This window comes from Coprococcus sp. RTP21204st1_G4_RTP21204_210225 (assembly GCF_040915385.1).
GTDB lineage: Bacteria > Bacillota > Clostridia > Lachnospirales > Lachnospiraceae > Allocoprococcus > Allocoprococcus comes.
On record NZ_JBCPDP010000015.1, the window covers coordinates 48032 to 69048 of the forward strand.

Below are 21017 nucleotides of genomic sequence, written 5' to 3' on the forward strand. Positions count from 1 at the left end.
AAATGAATAAAAATTTATTATTTCGCAGTATTCCGAAAGTAGATATTCTGCTTGAAGAACAGGAGATACAGGATTTGATTGATGCATATGGACGTGAACTTGTGATGGATGTGATCCGTGAAGAGATGGATGCGCTCAGAACATTTATCGGAAAGTGCGAGGAAGAAGAGAAAGCGAAAGCGCAGATCGGGATGCTTACGCAGAATATAAAACGGCATGCCGGAAAGCTGCATGAGCCGAATATGAAAATGGTGATCAACGGAACAGGAACAGTTCTCCACACCAATCTCGGCCGTGCACCGATCAGTAAGGAGCATGTTGAGAGACTGGCAGGAATTGTGAGTGGTTACTCCAATCTGGAATACAATCTGGAAGCAGGAGCACGTGGAGAGAGATACTCTCATTTTGAAAAACTGCTTTGCAAACTGACCGGGGCAGAGGCTGCGATGGCGGTTAACAACAATGCTGCGGCTGTTATGCTGATCTTAAGTTCAATGGCAAAAGGCGGGGAAGTTGTAGTATCCCGCGGAGAGCTGGTTGAGATCGGTGGCAAATTCCGGATTCCGGATGTAATGGAGCAGAGCGGAGCTTCACTTGTGGAAGTCGGAACGACGAATAAGACACATTATTCTGATTATGAAGAAGCGATCACAGAGGAGACAAAAGCACTCCTTAAAGTTCATACAAGCAATTACCGTATTGTTGGATTTACAGAGACGGTTACGATCGATGAACTGATTCCGATTGCGCAGGAACACGATATCCCGATCATCGAAGATCTTGGAAGTGGCGTGCTGATCGACCTGAGTAAATACGGACTGACCTATGAACCGACGGTTCAAGATTCCATCCGCAAGGGAGCGGACGTTGTATGCTTCAGCGGAGACAAGCTGCTCGGTGGTCCGCAGGCTGGAATCATCATCGGTAAGAAAAAATATATTGACCAGATGAAGAAGAATCAGCTGACACGCGCACTGCGAATTGATAAATTTACAGCAGCAGCACTGGAACTGGTATTACAGGAATATTTATCAGAAGAAAAGGCAATCCAGAATCTTCCGGTACTGCGTATGATCACAGAGTCCAAAGCGGATGTGGAAAAGCGTGCAAGATCTCTGAAGCGGATTCTGCAGAATGCACATCTTGCTGCAACGATCGGGATGGAACCGTGTGAATCACAGATCGGTGGAGGCTCTCTTCCGCTTGAACGCATTCCGAGTATGGCAGTTACGATTAAGCCGGAGAATATCAGTGTACCGAAGCTGGAAGAAGAGATGCGGCATCTTTCTATGCCAATCATTCCGCGTACAGCTAACGACACGATTTATCTGGATGTGCGGACAATTGAATCCTGCTACTTTAAGAAGATAGCAGAGATGCTGGGAGAATTATTATGAAAAACATTATCGTAGGAACCGCAGGTCACATTGACCATGGGAAAACGACACTGATAAAAGCACTTACCGGACGTAACACGGACCGGTGGGAAGAAGAACAGAGAAGAGGGATCACCATTGACCTCGGGTTTACTTATTTTGATCTGAAAAATGGAGACCGTGTAGGGATCATTGATGTTCCGGGACATGAAAAATTTATCAACAACATGGTTGCGGGAGTTGTCGGAATGGATCTGGTACTTTTGGTTGTGGCAGCGGATGAAGGTATCATGCCGCAGACAAGAGAACACATGGACATTCTGGGACTCCTTGGGATCAAGAAGAGCATTCTGGTGATCAACAAGTGTGATCTGGTCGATGAAGAATGGCTGGAACTCGTTGAGGAAGAAATCCAGGAAGAACTGGAAGGTACTTTTTTGGAAGGTGCACCGGTTGTTAAAGTATCGGCTGCAACCGGGCAGGGGCTTGATGAACTGACGGATACGATCCAGCAACTGATGTCGGATGAGGTGGTTGCAAAGGATACACAGACTATTCCAAGACTTCCGATTGACCGGGCATTTACCCTGTCAGGCTTTGGGACAATTATCACAGGGACACTTATCTCCGGTACGATCACCAGGGAAGACGTTCTGGAAATGTATCCGATCGGAAAAGAGTGCAAGATCCGTAATATTCAGGTACATGGGCAGAATCAGGACAAATGCTATGCCGGACAGAGAGTGGCGATCAATCTGTCAAATGTGAAGAAAAAGGAAATTCGCAGAGGGTGTGTGCTTGCACCGAAGAACAGTATGAAAAATACAGATCTTCTGGATGTGAAGCTGAAAGTTCTGGAAGACTCCATGCGTATCCTTACAAATCATGAGAGATTGCATTTATACACGGGTACGAGTGAGATCCTCTGCCGTGCTGTTCTGCTGGATAAGGAGCAGATCGGACCGGGAGAAGAGGGACTGGTACAGCTCAGACTGGAAGAAGAGATTGCGGTCAAACGAGGCGACCGTTTTGTAGTACGTTTCTATTCGCCGATGGAGACTATCGGAGGCGGGATCGTTCTGGAACCGAATCCGATGCGTAAGAAACGTTTTGATGCGCAGGCAATCGAAGAACTGAAGAAAAAAGAATCCGGTTCACTTGGCGATGTTATGGAGCTTCAGATCAAAGAACACGGCGACACGATGATCACACTTGCTGAGCTTGCAAAGGTGATGGCACATTCCGTAGATGAACTGAAGGAGTATCTTGAAGAACTGGAAGAATCGGGCACAATCTTTGTATTCCAAATGAAGAAGGATACATATTTGTGGCACAGAGATAGCGAATTTGCAGTACGTCAGAAGATAGAGGAGACACTGCAGAAATATCACAGTGAGCATCCATACCGATATGGAATGAAGAAAGCCGAAATTCACAATACATTCCTGAAAAAGATCAAACCAAACATATTTGATGCGTATATCGAAAGAATGACGGGAGAAAATGTCTATGGAAGAAGGGAAGAATATCTTTCGCTTCCGGGATATGAAGTTCCGAAGGACGCGATGTATCTTCAGACAGAGAAGCTGATCGAAGATACATTTGAAAAAGCAGGCTATGATTTTGTGAGATTTTCAGAGATTGATTTTGGAAAAATTCCGCGCCAGACAGCGGAAGATGTGGTTCTCATGATGATTGACGAAGGAAAAGTACTCCGTATCAATGAAGAGATGTTTACGATGAAACACCTGATGGATGAAGCGAAGGAAAAAATTCAGAATCATCTGAAGGAAGAAAATCTGATCACGATCGCACAGGTGAGAGATATGTTCTCAACAAGCAGAAAGAGTGCGAAACCGATTTTAGAATATATGGACAGCATTAAGGTGACAAAGAAGACAGGCGGAGAAAGTGAGAGGGTGGCATACTTATGAATTTAAAGCAGCTGGAGGCATTTGTTAAGGTAACTGAGTCGGGAAGTTTTTCAAAAGCGGCAAAGCTTTTATTCCTGACGCAGCCAACGGTCAGTGCACATATCTCTTCTCTGGAGAAAGAACTGGACTCACGGCTTTTTGTCAGAAATACAAAGGAAGTAAAATTGTCGGAAGAAGGAAAGCAATTATATCAGTATGCGCGCCAGATGGTGGAACTCGAAAAAGAAATCGAGCAGGTATTTTCCAAGGATGCGCATCGTGAGGAAAAATGTATTACAATTGCGACCTCTACGATTCCGGCACAGTATGTTCTTCCGGCGATTCTGGCGAAATTCAGAGAGACTTATCCGGATGAGCAGTTCCGGATTTCAGAAAATGACAGCTGCGGTGTTGTTGAACAGGTAGCAGGGCATATGGTAGATATTGGATTCACAGGTACGGTACTTGAAAAAAAGCATTGCAGATATATGCCTTTTTATCAGGATGAACTGGTTGTTATCATGCCGAATACCGAGTTTTATCAGGAAATACAGAAGCGCTATAAGACAGCAACATGGATAAAGAATGAACCGGTCATTATGCGGGAAGAAGGATCGGGAACCCGCAAGGAAACAGAAAAAATATTGAGAAAAGCAGGAATTATGCCTGATACTCTCAATATAGTAGCATGCATTGAGAATCCGGAAGCAATAAAAAGGTCAGTAAAGAGTGGGCTTGGAATCACGATCATATCAAGACTTGCAGCAGAAGAGGAGATCCGGACCGGACAGGTTCTGGAATTCCCGTTACAGAAGGATGAAAGCAGTCGTTATCTGAACCTTGTATACAATAAAAACTATCAGCTGCCTGCAGCAGCAGAGCATCTGATCCGGATTGTAAAGGATTTCTATCCGGATGCACATATGGGGAAATGAAAAGAGGATCAATATGATATATTTAGATAATGCAGCAACCACAATGCGCAAACCACAGGAAGTAATTGATGCGATCACCGCAGTAATGTGCTCAATGGGGAATGCAGGAAGAGGCGTCAACGAGGCATCTCTCGGAGCAGCAAGAACCGTATATGACACAAGAGAGAAGCTTGCAGGTTTTTTCGGGGCGGAAGATGCAAGACAGATCGTATTTACCATGAATTCAACGGAGAGTCTGAATATTGCGATCAAGGGGATCTTAAATCCGGGAGACCATGTGATCTCTACGGTTTTGGAACATAACTCTGTTCTCCGACCACTTTATGAGATGGAGAAAAAGGGAGTTGAAGTGACATTCCTTGGATGTGATGAAAAAGGAACTCTGGATTACGCAGATTTTGATAAAGCAATCAAAGAGAATACAAAAGCAATTGTCTGTACCCATGGGTCCAATCTGACGGGAAACAAAGTGGATGTGGAGCGGATCGGGGAAATTGCCAAAAAACACGATCTGTTGTTTGTGGTAGATGCATCACAGACTGCCGGTGTATTTCCGATCGATGTGCAGAAGATGCATATTGATATTCTGTGTTTTACCGGACATAAGGGACTTTTAGGACCGCAGGGGACTGGTGGGATGTATGTGAGAAAAGGCGTTCATGTCCGGCCACTTCTTTCAGGCGGTACCGGTGTGCAGACCTATAGTAAGACACAGCCGGAAGAGATGCCGACAGCACTGGAAGCAGGAACACTTAACGGACACGGAATTGCCGGACTGGATGCTGCGATCGGATATCTGGAAGAAACAGGAATTGATACGATCCGCGCAAAGGAACAGGCATTGATGAAGCGGTTTTATGAAGGGATAAAAGAAATCCCGGGAGTCAAAATCTATGGGGATTTCAGCAGCATGGACCGCTGTGCGGTAGTGAGCCTGAATATCAGAGATTATGACTCGGGAGAAGTCAGCGATGCACTTCTGACAGATTATGGGATTTCTACCCGTTCAGGAGGACACTGTGCACCACTGATGCATGAGGCACTTGGAACCGTAGAGCAGGGGGCTGTCAGATTCAGTTTTTCCCACTATAACACAGAGGAAGAAGTGGATACGGCAATCCGGGCAATCTGCGAGCTTGCAGAAGAAGAGTAAAATTTTATAAGATCAGAGATTGATAGAAGACCGGTATAATATTGATAGTATCAATATATATATCGGTCTATTTTAATTATGAATTGGACAAGAAGTTGTGCAAAAGATATAATTATAAGGTAACAAAAAAGTCTTTAATAGTCAAAGTGACGAATGAGAGAAAGACGAAGGAGGAAGAAAAATGAATTTATCAGATTCAAAGAAGAAGCTTGCACTTGCGGGGGTTCTGTGTGGGCTTGTAGCTGCATGTCTGGCTTACTTTGGTAATCCGGCAAACATGGCATTCTGTATTGCCTGCTTTATCCGTGATACGGCAGGAGCTCTGGGATTTCACCAGGCCGAAGTTGTACAGTATGCAAGACCGGAGATCATCGGTCTTGTGATCGGAGCATTTATTATTTCAGTGGCAACAAAAGAATACCGTTCAACAGCAGGATCTTCACCGATGATCCGCTTTATCCTTGGTATGGTAATTATGATCGGTTCCCTGATTTTCCTTGGCTGCCCGCTCCGTATGGTGATCCGTATGTCAGCAGGTGACCTGAATGCATGGGTAGCACTGATCGGTTTTGTACTTGGAGTTGGAACCGGAGCATTTGCACTCAAAAATGGTTTCAGCCTTGGACGTGCGCATGAGACAAACAAAGAAAGTGGAGCAGTGCTTCCGGTACTGATGCTTGGTATTCTGATCCTTGCAACCTGCTCAACACTTCTCAAAGCAAGTGAAGCAGGTCCTGGAAGCTTTCATGCACCAATTATCATGTCACTGATCGGCGGACTTATTTTCGGAGCACTTGCTCAGAAATCAAGAATGTGCTTCGCCGGCGGAATCCGTGATGCGATCTTAATGAAGAACTTTGATCTTCTTACAATTATTGCAGGTCTTTTTGTAGTAATGCTGATCTTCAATCTGGCAACAGGAAGATTTGTACTTGGATTTAACACTCCTGGAATCATTGCACATTCCAACCATCTGTGGAATATCCTTGGCATGTATGCAGTAGGATTCGCGGCAGTTCTTGCCGGCGGATGCCCGCTTCGCCAGCTGATCCTTGCAGGACAGGGTTCTTCTGATTCAGCAGTTACTGTACTTGGCATGTTCTTTGCAGCAGCACTTTGCCATAACTTCGGACTTGCATCAAGCGGAACAGCTATGAATGCAGAGACAGGCGAACTCGTTGCAGGAGCCGTAACGCCGAATGGAAAAGTTGCTTGCATTATCTGTATTATCGCATGCTTTATCATTGCATTTACAAACAAAAGAGAGCAGGCAAAATAGTCAGAAACCGCAAGATATAGATGGATAATCCATAAGAAATATGATATGCTAGGAAGGCAGGTAAAAAATATGAAAGAAGTAGATGCAAGAGGACTTTCGTGTCCGGAACCGTTGATGCTTACTGCAGAGGCACTGAAGAATGCAAACGGACCGATCAAGGTTCTTGTGAGCGAACCTCACCAGAAGACTAATATCGAGAAGTTTGCGAAGGACAAAGGAAAGAAGGCAACTTCTACCGAGAAGGGCTCTGAATTTGAAATTGTGATTGAATAATGAGAAAAAAAGAGTTAAAGCTGGTTATCACATTCCATACAACAGCGGATGCGATGGCGATGGAAAAAGAATGTAAAAAAGTTGGTGCACAGGGACGTATGATTCCGGTGCCGAGAAGTATTTCAGCAGGATGCGGGCTTTCCTGGTGCGCACCACTGGAATGCAGGGAAGAACTGAAAAATGTCATGCAGGGAATCGGTCTTGAAGAAGAAGAGATCCACGAGTGTATGGTATAAGAAGAGGTAAAACGAGGAAACCGCAAGATGAGGAATCATTTTTGCGGTTTCCTTTTTTGTTTTATTTAACAGGAAATTCTGAAAACATATTTCTAAAATCATTTACTGAGAATATTCGTGGAACAAGAAAAATAATTCTTTACATTTAGATTGATTTTGGATACATTATTAGTATATCCTACTAATTAACTGCGGTATGGTGGAGGGGAAGATGAAAGGATTATCAGAAAAGCGGTTGAGCGATTATATGGCAGAACAGATTGCGGATGAAATTCTGGCGGGCAGGATAGAAGGAGGAAGCCAGTTAAAGCAGGAAGAGCTTGCTGAGGTATTTGGAGCATCCAGAATCCCGATCCGTGAAGCATTTCAGGTTCTGGAGAGTCAGGGGCTGATCGTGAGGCTGGCAACAAAAAGAATTTATACGGTTGAGCTGGATGAAGAGCAGATAGAACTGATTTTTGAGATGATCGGGGAAATCCTCAAAAAAGCGGTTCAGCATGTCCTGAATACGAAGAGTCAAACAGAGGAAAAGGAAGTATTTTCGACGGAAACAAGACCGGACCAGTTGCTTCTTGCACAGATGGAGAATGGATATCTGACGAATCTGCTGAAAAATGCTTCGGAGTGTTATATCCGGTTTGCCACAAAATGTAAAGAGACGGATGGAAAAAAAGAGGCAGAAAAGGCAATCTGCGAAAAGATAACAGGTGCATTAAATGGTGCGGAAAAATATACAAAAACATTTGCAAAAGCGGTCAATAGTGAGATTGACAGATGGGTATTGCTTCTGGCAGAGCAGGTGAAGGAAGAAAGAAGGAAGAATAGATGAATGGTTTAAAACCGATCAAGATGCCGTCAGCGAAGGAAAAAGTTGCTGCGGAGCTTAGAAAAGCAATTTTATCAAGGCAAATGAAAGAAGGAGAGATCCTTTCACTCGACAGTGTGGCATCTCAGCTGAATGTGTCGGCAATGCCGGTAAGAGAAGCATTTCAGATTCTGGCGAGGGACGGGCTGATCCAGCTTCGGAAGAATAAAGGGGCAGTCGTCCTTGGAATCACGGAAACCTATATCCGGGAACATTATCAGCTCCGCGCGATCCTCGAGAGTGCGGCAGCAAAGCTTGCAGCAGAACCGGGAACAGATATTGCGGAAATAGAAGATGTCTATCAGGAATCTTGTGAGGCACTGGAAAACGGGGAATCCCAGAAATACACGGATCTCAACCGTGCATTTCACAATGAAATCTGGAGTGCGGCAGGTAATGGAAAGATGAAAAAAATGATCTCCGAACTCTGGAACGGACTTTCTATGGGAAGTATGGTTTCAGAAGGTGATTATGCGAAGGTATCGATCAAAGAGCATGGAAGGATTCTGAAAGCACTCCAGGAGCATAATGTCGAAGCGGCAGAAAAAGAGATGTATGCGCATATCATGCGAAGCCGCGATGATATGCTGACGTATTACAAGTAGATAAGTGCAAGAAAATAAAAGATATACACAGAACATAAAAAGATTTTGAGAGTATAGATACTTCTTGAAGTCTTTTTTATTTGCAAAAAATTTCATTTCGTGCAATATGACAGAAGAATCTTAGTCAGAATATACAAAATAGAATATGCAGAATTATGCTATCCGCCAAAATGATAAAAAGTAATTGACATTTTGGTGTCAATGAATTATATTAAAATCAAGATTTGGATACAAAATCAGATATCAAAAATCAGATATCAAGTAAAAGACATCAAGAAAAGAAACTAAAAAGAGAAATGAGGAGGTAGCAAAATGAGTCAGGTAACTATCACATTATTGTTCCTGCTGTTTGCAATCGTGATGTTCATGTGGGAGAAAATTCCGTTGGGACTGACATCCATGATTGTCTGTGTGGGACTGGTAGTCACGGGAGTTCTGGACTGGAAGACAGCATTTTCAGGATTCATTGACAGCAACGTCATCCTGTTTGTTGCGATGTTCATTGTAGGTGGCGCACTTTTTGAAACAGGAATGGCAAACAAAATAGGGGGAGTTGTAACACATTTCGCCAAGACAGAGAAGCAGCTGATCGTTGCGATTATGGTCATCGTAGGCGTGATGAGCGGTTTCCTTTCCAACACAGGAACAGCCGCAATTCTGATCCCGGTAGTCATCGGTATCGCAGCAAAGTCGGGATATTCAAGATCAAGACTTCTGATGCCACTTGTATTCGCAGCAGCGATGGGAGGTAACCTTTCTCTAATCGGAGCTCCGGGTAACATGATCGCACAGTCACAGATGGAAAGCATCGGACTGAAATTTGGATTCTTCGATTATGCAAAAGTAGGTGTACCGATCCTGATTGTCGGAATCATTTATTTCGCACTGATCGGATACAAATTTCTTCCGAACAAGACAGATGCAGCTGGAGACAGCATTTATGATGAGGCACAGGATTTCAGCAATGTACCAAAGTGGAAACAGACACTTTCCCTGGTTATTCTGATTCTTACACTTCTCGGAATGATCTTTGAAGAACAGATCGGAATCAAGCTTTGTGTAACGGGTTGCGTCGGAGCAATTGCCCTGATCCTTACAGGAGTTATCAGTGAGAAAGATGCACTTCTTTCCATCGATCTGAAGACGATCTTCCTGTTCGGTGGAACACTTTCCCTTGCAGCAGCACTTGATCAGACAGGGGCAGGAGAGTTGATTGCTGATAAAGTAATCGGACTTCTTGGAAAGAACCCGTCACCTTATGTACTTACATTTGTAATTTTCATGCTGTGCTGTGTACTTACCAACTTTATGTCGAATACAGCAACAACAGCACTTATGGCACCAATCGCTGTGTCAATCGCACAGGGAATGGGAGCAGACCCAAGCGCAGTACTTATGGCATGTGTCATCGGAGGATCATGCGCATACGCAACACCGATCGGAATGCCGGCAAACACAATGGTTGTCACAGCCGGAGGATATACATTTAAAGATTATGCAAAAGCAGGTGTGCCGCTGATTCTGGTATCCACCGTAGTAAGTATGATCTTACTTCCGATATTCTATCCATTCTTCCCGTAAGAAGGGATAACAAAGTAATTAAATTAAATGCAATATAAAAAGAGGAGGATTTTAAAATGTCTAGAGAAGAACAGGTAACACAGCTTACAGATTACATGGCAAAGTTCATTGCACACGTTGCCAAAAAACTTCCAGATGATGTCATCGCAAAACTTCAGGAACTCAGAGAGAAAGAGGACAGCCCGCTGTCTAAGGTAATCTACGATACCATGTTCCGTAACCAGGAACTCGCAGTAGCTCTTAACAGACCAAGCTGCCAGGATACAGGTGTCCTTCAGTTCTGGGTAAAATGTGGAACAAAATTCCCATTGATCGATGATCTGGAAGCATTACTGAAAGAAGCAGTAGTAAAGGCTACATTCGAAGCACCGCTTCGTCACAACAGCGTTGAGACATTCGATGAATATAACACAGGAAAGAACGTAGGAAAAGGAACACCGACCGTATTCTGGGATATCGTTCCAAACTCTGACAAATGTGAAATCTACACATACATGGCAGGTGGCGGATGTACACTTCCGGGAAAAGCTATGGTTCTGATGCCAGGTGAAGGATACGAAGGTGTAACAAAATTCGTTCTCGATGTTATGACAAGCTACGGACTGAATGCATGTCCTCCGCTTCTTGTAGGTGTAGGTGTAGCAACTTCTGTAGAAACAGCAGCTCTGCTTTCCAAGAAAGCTCTGATGCGTCCGATCGGCTCTCACAATGATAACGAAAGAGCTGCAAAGATGGAAAACCTTCTGGAAGACGGAATCAACGCAATCGGCCTTGGACCACAGGGAATGGGCGGAAAATACTCAGTAATGGGTGTTAACATCGAAAATACAGCACGTCATCCATCTGCAATCGGTGTGGCCGTAAACGTAGGATGTTGGAGTCACAGAAGAGGACACATTGTATTTGACAAGGACCTTAATTACACAATCACAACACATTCGGGGGTGGAATTATAATGGTAGAAGTAAAAGACGGAAAGAAAATTTTAACAACACCAATTTCAGCAGAGGACTTAAAAGACATTAAAATCGGAGACATCATTTACCTGAACGGAAGTATGACAACATGCCGTGATGTTGCTCATCGCCGTCTGGTAGAAGAAGGAAGAGAACTTCCTGTAGATGTAAGAAATAACGCAATTTTCCATGCAGGACCGATCATCCGTCCATTGGAAAATGACAAATTCGAGATGGTTTCCGTAGGACCGACAACCAGTATGCGTATGGAAAAATTCGAGTATGAATTCGTACAGAAATCTGGTGTACGTGTGATCATCGGAAAAGGTGGAATGAAAGAAAACACCGAACGTGCATGTAAAGAGTTCGGAGCAATCCACTGCGTATTCCCGGCTGGTAATGCCGTAGTAGCAGCAACAGAGGTTGAAGAGATCGTAAGAGCTGAGTGGAGAGATCTCGGAATGCCGGAAACACTCTGGAACTGCCGCGTAAAAGAGTTTGGACCACTGATCGTATCCATCGATACAGAAGGAAACAACCTCTTTGAAGAAAGAAAAGTAATCTACAATAAGAGAAAAGACGAACAGTATGAGATAATCAGCAAACAGGTTGGATTTATCAAATAGTCATACTGAAAAATATGGAACCCATACTTGCTTAATTAAAATAATAATCAAATATTCTGCCAGATATTTGGTCTCGTTATGAAGAAGTGCTGCAAGCCGATGAGAGTGATCGGTTTTGCAGCACTTTTTCGTAATGCCTTTTTACAATGTTTTTCCCATTTAAAGGGTAGAATATGGTATACTTATAGATAATGGAAAAATTTATGAATTTACAGAAAGGCAAAGCATGCAGTTACGTTTTGAAATTCCGGAGGGTTTCTGGAGTCTGTTTCGTTCTGTGAACAGAGAGACATACATTGAGGCTTTGATGGCGATCAATGAAGAATACCAGTACAGCAATTATTTCCTGACCAGGGAAGTCTGTATTCAGGTGCTTCGGGATCTGTATATGAAGAAACAGATCGAACTTAAACGAGAAGAAGATGAGACTGAGTTTGATATGTTGGAGACTCCGTCGGCAAGGATTCTGAACTGGCTGATCCGAAAAGGATGGCTGAAGAAAATTGAAGATTATAATACATTGGTGACGAATATCGTAATTCCGGATTATGCAGCAATATTTGTGGATGCCTTTGAGCGGCTTTCTACGGAGGACCTGGAGGAGACAGAGATCTATATCCAGAATGTCTATGCGACATTGTTCTCGTTTAAAAATGATCCAAGGGTGAATCTGAATATGCTCCGGACAGCACTTATCAATACCAGACGGCTCAACAAAGCACTGCAGGATATGCTGCATAACATGGATAAATTTTTTGCAAGGCTTCTGGAACAGCAGTTTTACGGGGATCTTCTGAAAGAGCATCTGGACGGATATGTGGAAGAGATTGTCCGGAAAAAATACCATATCCTGAAGACTTCGGATAATTTTTATATCTATAAGACAGATATCAAAGAATGTCTGCGTCAGATGCGGGATGATGAGGAATGGATCGAGAAGATCCGTGAGCGTGCTCGTGCAACCGGAGATACGGGAGAAGATGTGCTGGAACTTCTGGATATGATCGAGAGAGGCTTTGATGATATCGAGCACCGCATTTCCAATATGGATAAGGAGCACAGCAAATATGTGCGTGCGACGGTGACAAGACTGAATTATCTTCTGAGCGGAGAGAGCGACACGAAGGGACTGGTTATTCAGCTCCTGAACCGGATGTCAGAGGATGACTATGAAGAGGTCATTCAAAAGACGGGGGAGAAGATGAATCTGTCTTTAGTCGAAATCCTGTCAGAAAAATCTCTTTATAAGCGAAGAAAAAACCGGAAGGATTTTGTAAGTCAGATGGCACAGGAAGAAGAAGTGGATGATCTGGACAGGGAAGATGTGCTCAGATTGAACCGGATCAAGCGCAGATTCAGCCAAAAGCAGATTGAAGAATTTATCGAAGAGCATATAGAGAAAGATGTGCTGGATACAGAAAAACTTTCCCTTACATCAGAGGAGGATTTTGAAAAGCTGATTCTGGCATATGACTTAAGTACCCGTAAGAACAGCAAATATAAAACGCTGGAAGAGGATGCGGAGACGATTGAAAAGAACGGATACCGTTATCCTGCACTGAAGTTTGTAAGAAGACATTTATAGAAAAAGAAGACAAAATTGGAGAGAATGAATGATAGAATATTTTGAGCAGCTTACGCAGGAAGAACAGGAAGATCTGACAGATGTGATCAGGCTTCTCTATAGACAGACATTTCTTCTGGAGAGGAAGTTTGACAAGCGTACGGGCAGACTCCAGTATCAGAGAGAGTACCGTATCTGCGAAAAGCACATTGATTTTCTGAAAATGTATTTCCAGATTGCCGGCATTACGTTATGCGAGAATGTACATCTGGGTCTGATCTATATTCAGGATGAGATGGTCTGGGGAGAAAAGCTTCCGCGTCTTGCGACTATTTACATATTATTGCTGAAACTGATCTATGATGAGCAGATGGCATCGGTTTCGTCGAGCAGCCAGATTGTGACAACCTTGGGGGCACTCAACGGAAAAGCAGGAGATTTTCGCGTGCTTCACAGTATCCCGTCACCGACCGAGATGAAAAGAACTATTGCCATGCTAAAAAAATACCAGCTGATCGAGCCATTGGATGTACTGGAAGAGTTAAATGAAAGTACAAGACTTCTGATCTATCCGTGTATCCATGCAGTATTGCAGGGAGATGCGGTGAGAAAAGTTCTGGAATCATTTGGAAGCAGCCGGGAAGAAGAGGAGGAGACTCTTGGAGACATTGGATAACAGGCAGCCGTTCTGGGCGATTTCAAAAATCTGCCTGAACAACTGGCATTATATAGACAGAAAAATACTGACTTTGAGTGAAGGGATCAATTTTTTCACCGGGCATTCCGGAAGTGGAAAATCAACGGTTATCGATGCAATTCAGATTGTGCTCTATGCTAACACGGACGGACGTGGATTTTTTAATAAAGCGGCAGCAGATGATTCCGACCGTACCTTGATCGAGTATTTGCGCGGAATGGTAAACATCAGTGAAAATAATGAGTCCCAGTATCTGCGAAATAAGAATTTTTCCAGTACGATTGTGATCGAGCTGGAACAGACGAGAACCCATGAGAAACAGTGCGTGGGCGTTGTATTTGACGTGGAGACAGCAACAAATGAGATCAACCGCCTGTTTTTCTGGCACAGAAGCGGTCTGCTTGCGAATGCTTACCGGGGAGAAAAGAGATGTCTTTCTACTGTGGAAATAAGAGAATATCTGCAGCGTACCTTTGGTGAAGAGGCATTCTACTGCGGACCGAGCAATGAGCGTTTCCGCCGTCAGCTTTATGATGTGTATCTGGGCGGATTGGATAAAGAAAAGTTCCCACGTCTTTTTAAGCGGGCAATCCCGTTTCGGATGAATATCAAGCTGGAAGAATTTGTAAAAGAATATATCTGTATGGAACAGGATATCCAGATTGAGGATCTAAAAGAAAGTATCATGCAGTATGGCAGGATGCGCAGCAAGATTGAGTCAACGATGGAAGAGATTGAGGAACTGAAGAAGATCGATGGAATCTATCAGGATTTTGATGATAAGCGAGAAAAAAGCAGGGAATGTGACTACCGTCTTACCCGTCTGGAAATGCTCCGGCTGCAGGAGGACATCCAGGGACTCCATGATAAGATTAAAACCAGAGAAGAAGGTATCAAGGTACAGGAGCATACGAAAGCCGAGCTGATGCGCCAGAGTGGAGAACTGCAAAAGGAGCATGAGGAGCTGTTACTTCGTCTGAATAACAGTGGTTATAAAGCACTGGAAGCAGAACTTGCAGGACTTAACGAGACTCTGGAACATCTGGGAAAAAGCAGGGCGAGTCTCACAAAGACAGCACAAAGACTTGCAGCATGGAAGAAACAGGAGATTACGTCCAACCAGACAATCTGGGATATTGATAAGTTTGAAGCCGGTACGATTTCGGAGGGCGAACTTACAAGGCTGAAAGAAAATATCGCACAGATGCGTGCGGAGATCGAAGAAGAACGTCGGGATACGGACAGTACACTTCGTCAGATCAAGAAAGAAGAACGGGAAGCCAAAGAAGAGCTAAAAGAGCTGAAACAGGGAAGAAAAGCATATCCCAAAGAGCTGGAAGAAGCAAGGCTGGAACTACAGAACCGGTTGCAGGAGAATTGTGGAAAATTTGTTTCCGTGCAGATCCTCGCAGATCTTCTGGAAATCCGGGATGAAAGATGGCACAATGCAGTGGAAGGCTATATGGGAAATAATAAACTTCTGCTGATCGTAGAGCCGAAATACGCAAAAGCGGCAATGGATATTTATCAGGAGATGGATAAGAAGAAATTCTTCCGTGCTGCAATTCTGGATACGGAAAAGGTTATGGAAGAAGAGCACATTGTCCGGCAGGGCGCTCTTGCAGAAGAAGTAAAAGCAAAAGAAAAATACGTGCAGTCTTACATCAATTTCTTTCTTGGTAATGTCATGAAATGTGAGAACATTGAGGAACTCAGGGAGTGCAGGATTGGTGTGACACCGGACTGTATGCTGTATCACAGCTATCGTCTGCAGCATATTAATCCGGAAAATTATACGAGACGTGCTTATATCGGAGAGATTAGTCTCCGTCAGAGGATCCGGCAGCTTCAGAAGCACTGTGATGAGCTTCAGGAGAAGAGGCTTCCACTTGCGGCACTTGTGGAAGAGGCAAAGAAACTTCTGGAACTGGAAGCAATGCCACTTCCGACAGAGGATTATATCAGCCAGATCCTGGATGCAAAGGCGATAAAGGGAAAAGAAACCCGTAAGAAAGATTTACTTGAAAAACTGCAGAAACTGCGTGCAGAATCAGTCGATACTCTGGAAGCACAGATGAAAGAAGTGCAGGAAAAACGGGATGCAAAGCAGAAAGAGATCACGAAGACAGAGAAAGAAATCTGGAAAAACGGGGAAGAAATCGAAAAATTCAGAAACAGTATTACAGAGTCGGAATTTGCACTTTCTGGAATCCAGAAAGAATTTCAGGAAAACGAAAGGTTTGAGAAGCAGTTTGAAGAGTATCTGGAAGCACAGAAAAGCAGAAACTATATTTATTTAAAAGAGGCAAGTGCAAGGCAGCTGCAGCAGCTTGGAAAGAAAAAAGAAGAGATCTATCAGGAGTTGGTGGCAGCCCGCAGTGCTTATACCAAAAAATATACGCAGCGTAATTTTTCAGTGGTAGAAGAAGATAATAAGGTTTATCAGGAGCTTCTGGAAAGCCTGTCGTGTGATAATCTGGAAACTTACCGGCAGGCAGCGAATGAACAGGCAAAGGCAGCGGTCGAGCACTTCAAGGATGACTTTGTTTTCAAGATCCGCAGTGCGATCCGCGAGGCCTACCAGAGAAGAGATGAGCTGAACCGGATCATCAGCCGGCTGGATTTCGGAAAAGATAAGTACCAGTTTGTGATCACGAAGAATAAGGGTGCAGACGGAAAGTACTATAAGATGTTTATGGATGATACCCTGCAGATCAATCCGGCACAGCTTTCTGGTTCTATTGAGAACCAGATGAATCTGTTCACGATGGAGCATGAAGAAAACTACGGTGATATGATGAATGAACTGATCGGCATATTTATCCCACCGGAAAATGCTACCCATGAGGAACTGGAAGAGGCAAAGAAAAATATGGACAAGTACGCGGATTACCGTACTTATCTTTCGTTTGATATGCAGCAAATCGTCCAGGGTGAGGAAGATATGAAAATCGGTCTTGGCAAGATGATCCGCAAGAATTCCGGAGGAGAAGGACAAAATCCTCTTTATGTTGCACTTCTTGCAAGCTTTGCACAGATTTACAGAATCAATCTTTCCCCGAAAATCCACAGGAATCCGACACTCAGACTGGTCGTTCTGGATGAGGCATTTTCAAAAATGGATGCCGAGAAGGTGGCAAGCTGTATTGCGCTGATCCGTGGGCTTGGTTTCCAGGCGATCATCAGTGCCACAAATGATAAGATCCAGAATTATCTGGAAAATGTTGATAAAACCTTTGTATATGCCAACCCGAATAAACGGCATATATCAATTCAGGAATTTGAAAAAACCGAGTTCGCACAGCTTGCGGATGAGGAAGAACAGGGGTGATAGAAAATGTATCTGGTAGACAGGATTATAGAAAGATGTGAGAACAGCAGCCGAGACTGGCGGGAAGGAGTGACTGGAGGGAGGACTCTTCGGATCACACAGGAGGATTATGATGCCTGTGGGAAAGAAGAGCTGATCGAAGAGGTGCAGCGTCTGGAAAGAGCAGGACTTCTGACTGTGAAAAAATGGGTTGTTCCAGACAGTGATGTAGAGCTTGTGGCATATCAGGTAGAGCATCTTCCGGATTTTTACCGTCTTGCAGACAGCGAAAGTGGAGAAGAATACTGGCCGAAGCAGGCGAAGGTAAATTATTATATACGTATGATTGACCAGGAGCTTTCGGAAGGCTTTCAGAAAGAATGGATCGAGAATTATCTGGAAAAGCTGAAAGAGCGGATCGCAGAAGGTGATCTGCCGAAAAATATAGAGAAGCTGGAAAAATATCTGGACTGTTACCGGGGACTGGACTCTCTGGAAGAACCGATGATGAAGCGGATTTTTAGTAAACGCTATCTGAAGGACAGCAAGATCTTCGAGCGGGAGATGGAACGAAATGTGGTGACGGCTGCAAGGAGATATTGCCCGGAGATTACGGCAGATATGGATATCCAGACGGTTCTGGAGCAGCTGCTGATTGAAGAAAATTCCCAGGAACTGGCAGTTAAAGGACCGCTTAAACTGAAGATTTGGAAAGGATCAGAAGCAAAAAGAGTGGATCTTTCCGATTTTACATATGGAGTTGTGCTGAACAGCCAGACAGTCAAGCATGCAATGGTTGAGGTAGAGCAGCCGGCACTGAAAAAAATCGTGACGATCGAGAATAAGACGAATTACCTTGCGATGGAATATGATCCGGAGATCCTTTATATCTACAGTCATGGATATTTTTCACCACTTGAAAGAGAATTTCTGAAGAAGCTGCAGAGAGTGATTGAAGGGAAAGACGTGGAAGTATTCCACAGCGGAGATATGGATTACGGTGGAATCCGGATTTTTGAATATATCCAGAAGCATATTTTCCCTGGAATAAAGCCATTGCAGATGGATGTGGAGACCTACGAGAAATACGAAGAATATGCGAAAACAATCTCGAAAGAGACGATGGAAAAGCTGGAAAAGGTAAATGTTCCACTTTTGGAGGAGTTAAAAGAAAAGCTTCTTGAAACTGGAAAGGGAATTGAACAGGAAAGCTTCCTGATTGAAGAATAGAGTGCAGTGCATAAGGGAAAAGTGCGGCAGTGAAAAGAAAAAGACCAGAATGCCCTGGTAGTGGGGTGGGTTCTGGTCTTTTTGTGTATACGATGAGTCAAGTGCAGATTTGTGCTTGCACAAGGATCTGCATTTGACGAATGTACATCATCGAGCTGTTAAGCGAGATGATGTACAAAGTATAAGAAGCGAGTAGGAGTCAGCCTACTCGATTGTAGTGCGATGATCCATGTGCAGAAGGGTGTCTATACTGTCAATGAAAAAAATGACAGAATTAAAATCCTTCTACAAACTGGTCAAGTACATGTGGAAGAAGCTTGTCGCTGTATGCGGTGAGAGAATACTTGCCTTTGCATAATGCCCAGTCATAAAGAACAGCACGTTCGTACATTGCATAAATCTTCAGAAGTTCATCGGCAGTACTGGTGCCGTTGAATTCTCCATTTTTCAGTGCAGTGCTGATTGTCTCAGTGAGCCACACGAAATAGTAACGATCGTTTTCAAGAAGGGAGCGCTTATCCTTGGTGATCAGCTGGGACGAGTAGAGGGAGGCTAAAAGCCCGACATCGACACTGGTCTCAATCATATGAAATAGTTCATGGTTAAAAAATAACAGCTTGTCATAAGCAGAAAGATCCGGATCTACGATTCCTGCAAGCTCTTCATACTTTTCGTCAAACAGATAAGAAAGTGTGTTGAGAAGAGCTTCTTTTCCCTTAAAATAGTGGTAAAAGGTTCCTTTTGAGGTCTTAGAAGCCGAGATGATCTCATCAACAGTGGTCTGTTCATAACCATGCTTGTAGAATAGATTCCACGCGGCTTTTATGATACGGCTTTTGGTGGAACTTCTTTTCTTTGGCATGAAAATTCCCCTCCTTTGAAAATAGTAATCTTTTTTTATTATAGCAGAATGGATATGAAATAACAAGAAAGTAATTTGTTTACAAAAAAAGAAGACAAAGCCATATACATAGCTCTGTCTCCTGAAAGATTTTGACTTAACGGCCTACTTTGAAGCCATATTTTAACGGATCATCTGGATCGATCACATAAGTAGCTTCCCCTGTCAGATAAGCACTTCCGGTAATCTGCGGAATAACGGCATCATAGTCGGCAACCTTTGTAGTATCTAAGATTACGCCTTTGAACTGAGAGCCGATAAAGCTTTCATATACGAAAGGCTGTCCAACTTTGATTTCACCTTTTTTGTAAAGGGTGGCGAGCTTTGCGCTGGTTCCGGTTCCGCAAGGAGAACGGTCAGCCATATGATCTCCGAAGATAACGACATTACGTTTGTCACATCCAGGAGTATCGGTAGAGCAGTAAAGCTCTGCAAGGTCGACAGTTGTGATATCAAGTTCCGGATGCTGGATCTCTACTTCGGCATTGACCTTTTCAATCAGCTTCATACCGAAATCGGTAAGCTGTGGGATTGACTGTGGATCTACGTGCCATCCGAACTGTTCGATATCAACAAGTGCGAAGAAGCTTCCGCCGAAAGAAATATCATAGTGAACTTCTCTGCCATCAACTTCTGTGGTGAGGTTTTCTTTGTAAAGGAAAGCCGGTACATTAGTAAGTGTTACATTAAGTACCTTTCCATTTTTGACTTCTGCTTTGGTACGGATAATTCCTGCAGGAGCATCCAGAACAACTTCTGTATAAGGTTCTATGGCAGGAACAAGTCCTGTTTCGATGATTGCTGTAACCGAACCGATTGTTCCGTGGCCGCACATATTCAGATATTCTCCAGTGTCCATGAAGATCACACCAAAATCAGCTTCCGGGTGGATCGGATCTGTCAGAAGAGCACCAAACATATCATGATGTCCACGTGGCTCAAACATCAGAGCCTGACGGTATTTGTCGTAATGCTTTGCAAGAAAGTTCTTACGTTCGATCATTGTATCCCCTTCAAGCTTCGGGAAACCTGATGTAATGATTCTTGTAAATTCCCCAACTGTATGTGTGTCGATCGCATGGAAAGATGCCTCAAATGCGTCAAGATTCAGTTTTGGATTGATTTCCATTTTTAATATTCCTCCTTAGTTGAAAGACCAGACCAGAGTCTAGTATGCAGTTCAGTTTTCTTTAAAAATATTATGTACGAAAACACTTGAAAAGTCAATGGTAATTTGCTATAATAAATAAGCTTGATTGGAATAATCAATATATGGGGGTAGATGGATAACTGGTGTGTCTCCTGGTCTTCAAAACCAGTGTGGGGCGTTAGGAGCGTCCTGGGTGGGTTCGATTCCCACATGCCCTCGCCAAAAAGAGAGGTTTTTGGGCGAAAGCCTTAAAAAAGATAAAGAGAAAAGCTGCTGTATTGTTTTTGGGGAATGATATGCTACCCTCATATAGGACAATGAAATATAAAAGTCCTATATGGGGGTATTTTCATGTTCAGAAAGAGTA

18 protein-coding genes and 1 tRNA gene are annotated in these 21017 nt (G+C 43.6%); 17 read left to right on the forward strand and 2 right to left on the reverse strand.

Annotated elements, in window-relative coordinates; genetic code table 11:
- Nucleotides 1-2: 2 nt before the first annotated feature.
- From selA to AB5213_RS13065, 16 genes are all read left to right on the forward strand, one after another.
- A complete protein-coding gene (gene selA / locus AB5213_RS12990) occupies nt 3-1397 on the forward strand; it encodes an L-seryl-tRNA(Sec) selenium transferase (protein WP_055297559.1) in 1395 nt (464 codons plus the stop codon).
- Nucleotides 1394-3310 carry a selenocysteine-specific translation elongation factor gene (selB, locus tag AB5213_RS12995; protein WP_173685277.1) on the forward strand — a complete coding sequence of 639 codons (1917 nt, stop codon included), beginning with the start codon at nt 1394-1396 and terminating at the stop codon, nt 3308-3310. The genes selA and selB overlap by 4 nt, the downstream gene beginning before the upstream one ends.
- Nucleotides 3307-4224, forward strand: a complete 918-nt coding sequence (locus AB5213_RS13000) for a selenium metabolism-associated LysR family transcriptional regulator (RefSeq protein WP_022220210.1) — start codon at nt 3307-3309, stop codon at nt 4222-4224. The genes selB and AB5213_RS13000 overlap by 4 nt, the downstream gene beginning before the upstream one ends.
- A 13-nt stretch (nt 4225-4237) precedes the next feature.
- Nucleotides 4238-5377 carry an aminotransferase class V-fold PLP-dependent enzyme gene (locus AB5213_RS13005; RefSeq protein WP_156330664.1) on the forward strand — a complete coding sequence of 380 codons (1140 nt, stop codon included), beginning with the start codon at nt 4238-4240 and terminating at the stop codon, nt 5375-5377.
- Nucleotides 5378-5558: 181 nt separating this feature from the next.
- Nucleotides 5559-6656, forward strand: a complete 1098-nt coding sequence (gene yedE, locus AB5213_RS13010; RefSeq protein ID WP_055297557.1) for a YedE family putative selenium transporter — start codon at nt 5559-5561, stop codon at nt 6654-6656.
- A gap of 69 nt (nt 6657-6725) precedes the next feature.
- Nucleotides 6726-6929: a sulfurtransferase TusA family protein gene (locus AB5213_RS13015; protein WP_022220208.1), complete on the forward strand. Its 204-nt coding sequence runs from the start codon at nt 6726-6728 to the stop codon at nt 6927-6929.
- The gene (locus AB5213_RS13020; protein ID WP_008372464.1) at nt 6929-7165 is read left to right on the forward strand and encodes a DUF3343 domain-containing protein; all 237 of its coding nucleotides are present in this window, start codon (nt 6929-6931) and stop codon (nt 7163-7165) included. The genes AB5213_RS13015 and AB5213_RS13020 overlap by 1 nt, the downstream gene beginning before the upstream one ends.
- 211 nt (nt 7166-7376) lie before the next feature.
- Nucleotides 7377-7994, forward strand: coding sequence for a GntR family transcriptional regulator (locus AB5213_RS13025; RefSeq protein ID WP_242859501.1), 618 nt, complete (start codon nt 7377-7379; stop codon nt 7992-7994).
- On the forward strand, nt 7991-8635 hold the full coding sequence (locus AB5213_RS13030; RefSeq protein ID WP_022220206.1) for a GntR family transcriptional regulator: 645 nt from the start codon (nt 7991-7993) through the stop codon (nt 8633-8635). Before AB5213_RS13025 ends, AB5213_RS13030 begins: the two co-directional genes overlap by 4 nt.
- A gap of 312 nt (nt 8636-8947) precedes the next feature.
- Nucleotides 8948-10216 carry an SLC13 family permease gene (locus AB5213_RS13035; protein WP_055297555.1) on the forward strand — a complete coding sequence of 423 codons (1269 nt, stop codon included), beginning with the start codon at nt 8948-8950 and terminating at the stop codon, nt 10214-10216.
- Between the two features lie 56 nt (nt 10217-10272).
- Nucleotides 10273-11172: a L(+)-tartrate dehydratase subunit alpha gene (gene ttdA, locus AB5213_RS13040; RefSeq protein WP_022220205.1), complete on the forward strand. Its 900-nt coding sequence runs from the start codon at nt 10273-10275 to the stop codon at nt 11170-11172.
- Nucleotides 11172-11798 (forward strand): L(+)-tartrate dehydratase subunit beta, encoded by a 627-nt coding sequence (gene ttdB / locus AB5213_RS13045; RefSeq protein ID WP_008372475.1) that lies wholly within the window; start codon nt 11172-11174, stop codon nt 11796-11798. The genes ttdA and ttdB overlap by 1 nt, the downstream gene beginning before the upstream one ends.
- Before the next feature lie 226 nt (nt 11799-12024).
- Nucleotides 12025-13383 carry a Wadjet anti-phage system protein JetA family protein gene (locus AB5213_RS13050; protein WP_368276807.1) on the forward strand — a complete coding sequence of 453 codons (1359 nt, stop codon included), beginning with the start codon at nt 12025-12027 and terminating at the stop codon, nt 13381-13383.
- Between the two features lie 28 nt (nt 13384-13411).
- Nucleotides 13412-14038: a DUF4194 domain-containing protein gene (locus AB5213_RS13055; protein ID WP_368276808.1), complete on the forward strand. Its 627-nt coding sequence runs from the start codon at nt 13412-13414 to the stop codon at nt 14036-14038.
- Nucleotides 14031-17390 (forward strand): ATP-binding protein, encoded by a 3360-nt coding sequence (locus AB5213_RS13060; RefSeq protein ID WP_368276809.1) that lies wholly within the window; start codon nt 14031-14033, stop codon nt 17388-17390. The genes AB5213_RS13055 and AB5213_RS13060 overlap by 8 nt, the downstream gene beginning before the upstream one ends.
- A gap of 6 nt (nt 17391-17396) precedes the next feature.
- Nucleotides 17397-18599 carry a Wadjet anti-phage system protein JetD domain-containing protein gene (locus tag AB5213_RS13065; RefSeq protein WP_055158019.1) on the forward strand — a complete coding sequence of 401 codons (1203 nt, stop codon included), beginning with the start codon at nt 17397-17399 and terminating at the stop codon, nt 18597-18599.
- Nucleotides 18600-18873: 274 nt separating this feature from the next.
- Here AB5213_RS13065 and AB5213_RS13070 read toward each other — a convergent pair whose 3' ends face one another.
- Both AB5213_RS13070 and AB5213_RS13075 read right to left on the reverse strand, forming a co-directional pair.
- Nucleotides 18874-19461 (reverse strand): TetR/AcrR family transcriptional regulator, encoded by a 588-nt coding sequence (locus AB5213_RS13070; RefSeq protein ID WP_008372489.1) that lies wholly within the window; start codon nt 19459-19461, stop codon nt 18874-18876.
- A gap of 136 nt (nt 19462-19597) precedes the next feature.
- Entirely contained in the window at nt 19598-20629 is a 1032-nt protein-coding gene (locus tag AB5213_RS13075; RefSeq protein WP_215634500.1) for a proline racemase family protein, read from the reverse strand.
- Nucleotides 20630-20774: 145 nt separating this feature from the next.
- Here AB5213_RS13075 and AB5213_RS13080 point away from each other — a divergent pair.
- Nucleotides 20775-20872 (forward strand) — tRNA-Sec (locus tag AB5213_RS13080).
- Nucleotides 20873-21017 lie beyond the last annotated feature (145 nt).

Excerpts from the sequence above, each read along its gene's own strand:
- selA (WP_055297559.1), top strand. The coding sequence starts at position 3 with ATGAATAAAAATTTATTATTTCGCAGTATTCCGAAAGTAGATATTCTG.
- selB (WP_173685277.1), top strand. The coding sequence starts at position 1,394 with ATGAAAAACATTATCGTAGGAACCGCAGGTCACATTGACCATGGGAAA.
- AB5213_RS13000 (WP_022220210.1), top strand. The coding sequence starts at position 3,307 with ATGAATTTAAAGCAGCTGGAGGCATTTGTTAAGGTAACTGAGTCGGGA.
- AB5213_RS13005 (WP_156330664.1), top strand. The coding sequence starts at position 4,238 with ATGATATATTTAGATAATGCAGCAACCACAATGCGCAAACCACAGGAA.
- yedE (WP_055297557.1), top strand. The coding sequence starts at position 5,559 with ATGAATTTATCAGATTCAAAGAAGAAGCTTGCACTTGCGGGGGTTCTG.
- AB5213_RS13015 (WP_022220208.1), top strand. The coding sequence starts at position 6,726 with ATGAAAGAAGTAGATGCAAGAGGACTTTCGTGTCCGGAACCGTTGATG.
- AB5213_RS13020 (WP_008372464.1), top strand. The coding sequence starts at position 6,929 with ATGAGAAAAAAAGAGTTAAAGCTGGTTATCACATTCCATACAACAGCG.
- AB5213_RS13025 (WP_242859501.1), top strand. The coding sequence starts at position 7,377 with ATGAAAGGATTATCAGAAAAGCGGTTGAGCGATTATATGGCAGAACAG.
- AB5213_RS13030 (WP_022220206.1), top strand. The coding sequence starts at position 7,991 with ATGAATGGTTTAAAACCGATCAAGATGCCGTCAGCGAAGGAAAAAGTT.
- AB5213_RS13035 (WP_055297555.1), top strand. The coding sequence starts at position 8,948 with ATGAGTCAGGTAACTATCACATTATTGTTCCTGCTGTTTGCAATCGTG.
- ttdA (WP_022220205.1), top strand. The coding sequence starts at position 10,273 with ATGTCTAGAGAAGAACAGGTAACACAGCTTACAGATTACATGGCAAAG.
- ttdB (WP_008372475.1), top strand. The coding sequence starts at position 11,172 with ATGGTAGAAGTAAAAGACGGAAAGAAAATTTTAACAACACCAATTTCA.
- AB5213_RS13050 (WP_368276807.1), top strand. The coding sequence starts at position 12,025 with ATGCAGTTACGTTTTGAAATTCCGGAGGGTTTCTGGAGTCTGTTTCGT.
- AB5213_RS13055 (WP_368276808.1), top strand. The coding sequence starts at position 13,412 with ATGATAGAATATTTTGAGCAGCTTACGCAGGAAGAACAGGAAGATCTG.
- AB5213_RS13065 (WP_055158019.1), top strand. The coding sequence starts at position 17,397 with ATGTATCTGGTAGACAGGATTATAGAAAGATGTGAGAACAGCAGCCGA.
- AB5213_RS13070 (WP_008372489.1), bottom strand. The coding sequence starts at position 19,461 with ATGCCAAAGAAAAGAAGTTCCACCAAAAGCCGTATCATAAAAGCCGCG.
- AB5213_RS13075 (WP_215634500.1), bottom strand. The coding sequence starts at position 20,629 with ATGGAAATCAATCCAAAACTGAATCTTGACGCATTTGAGGCATCTTTC.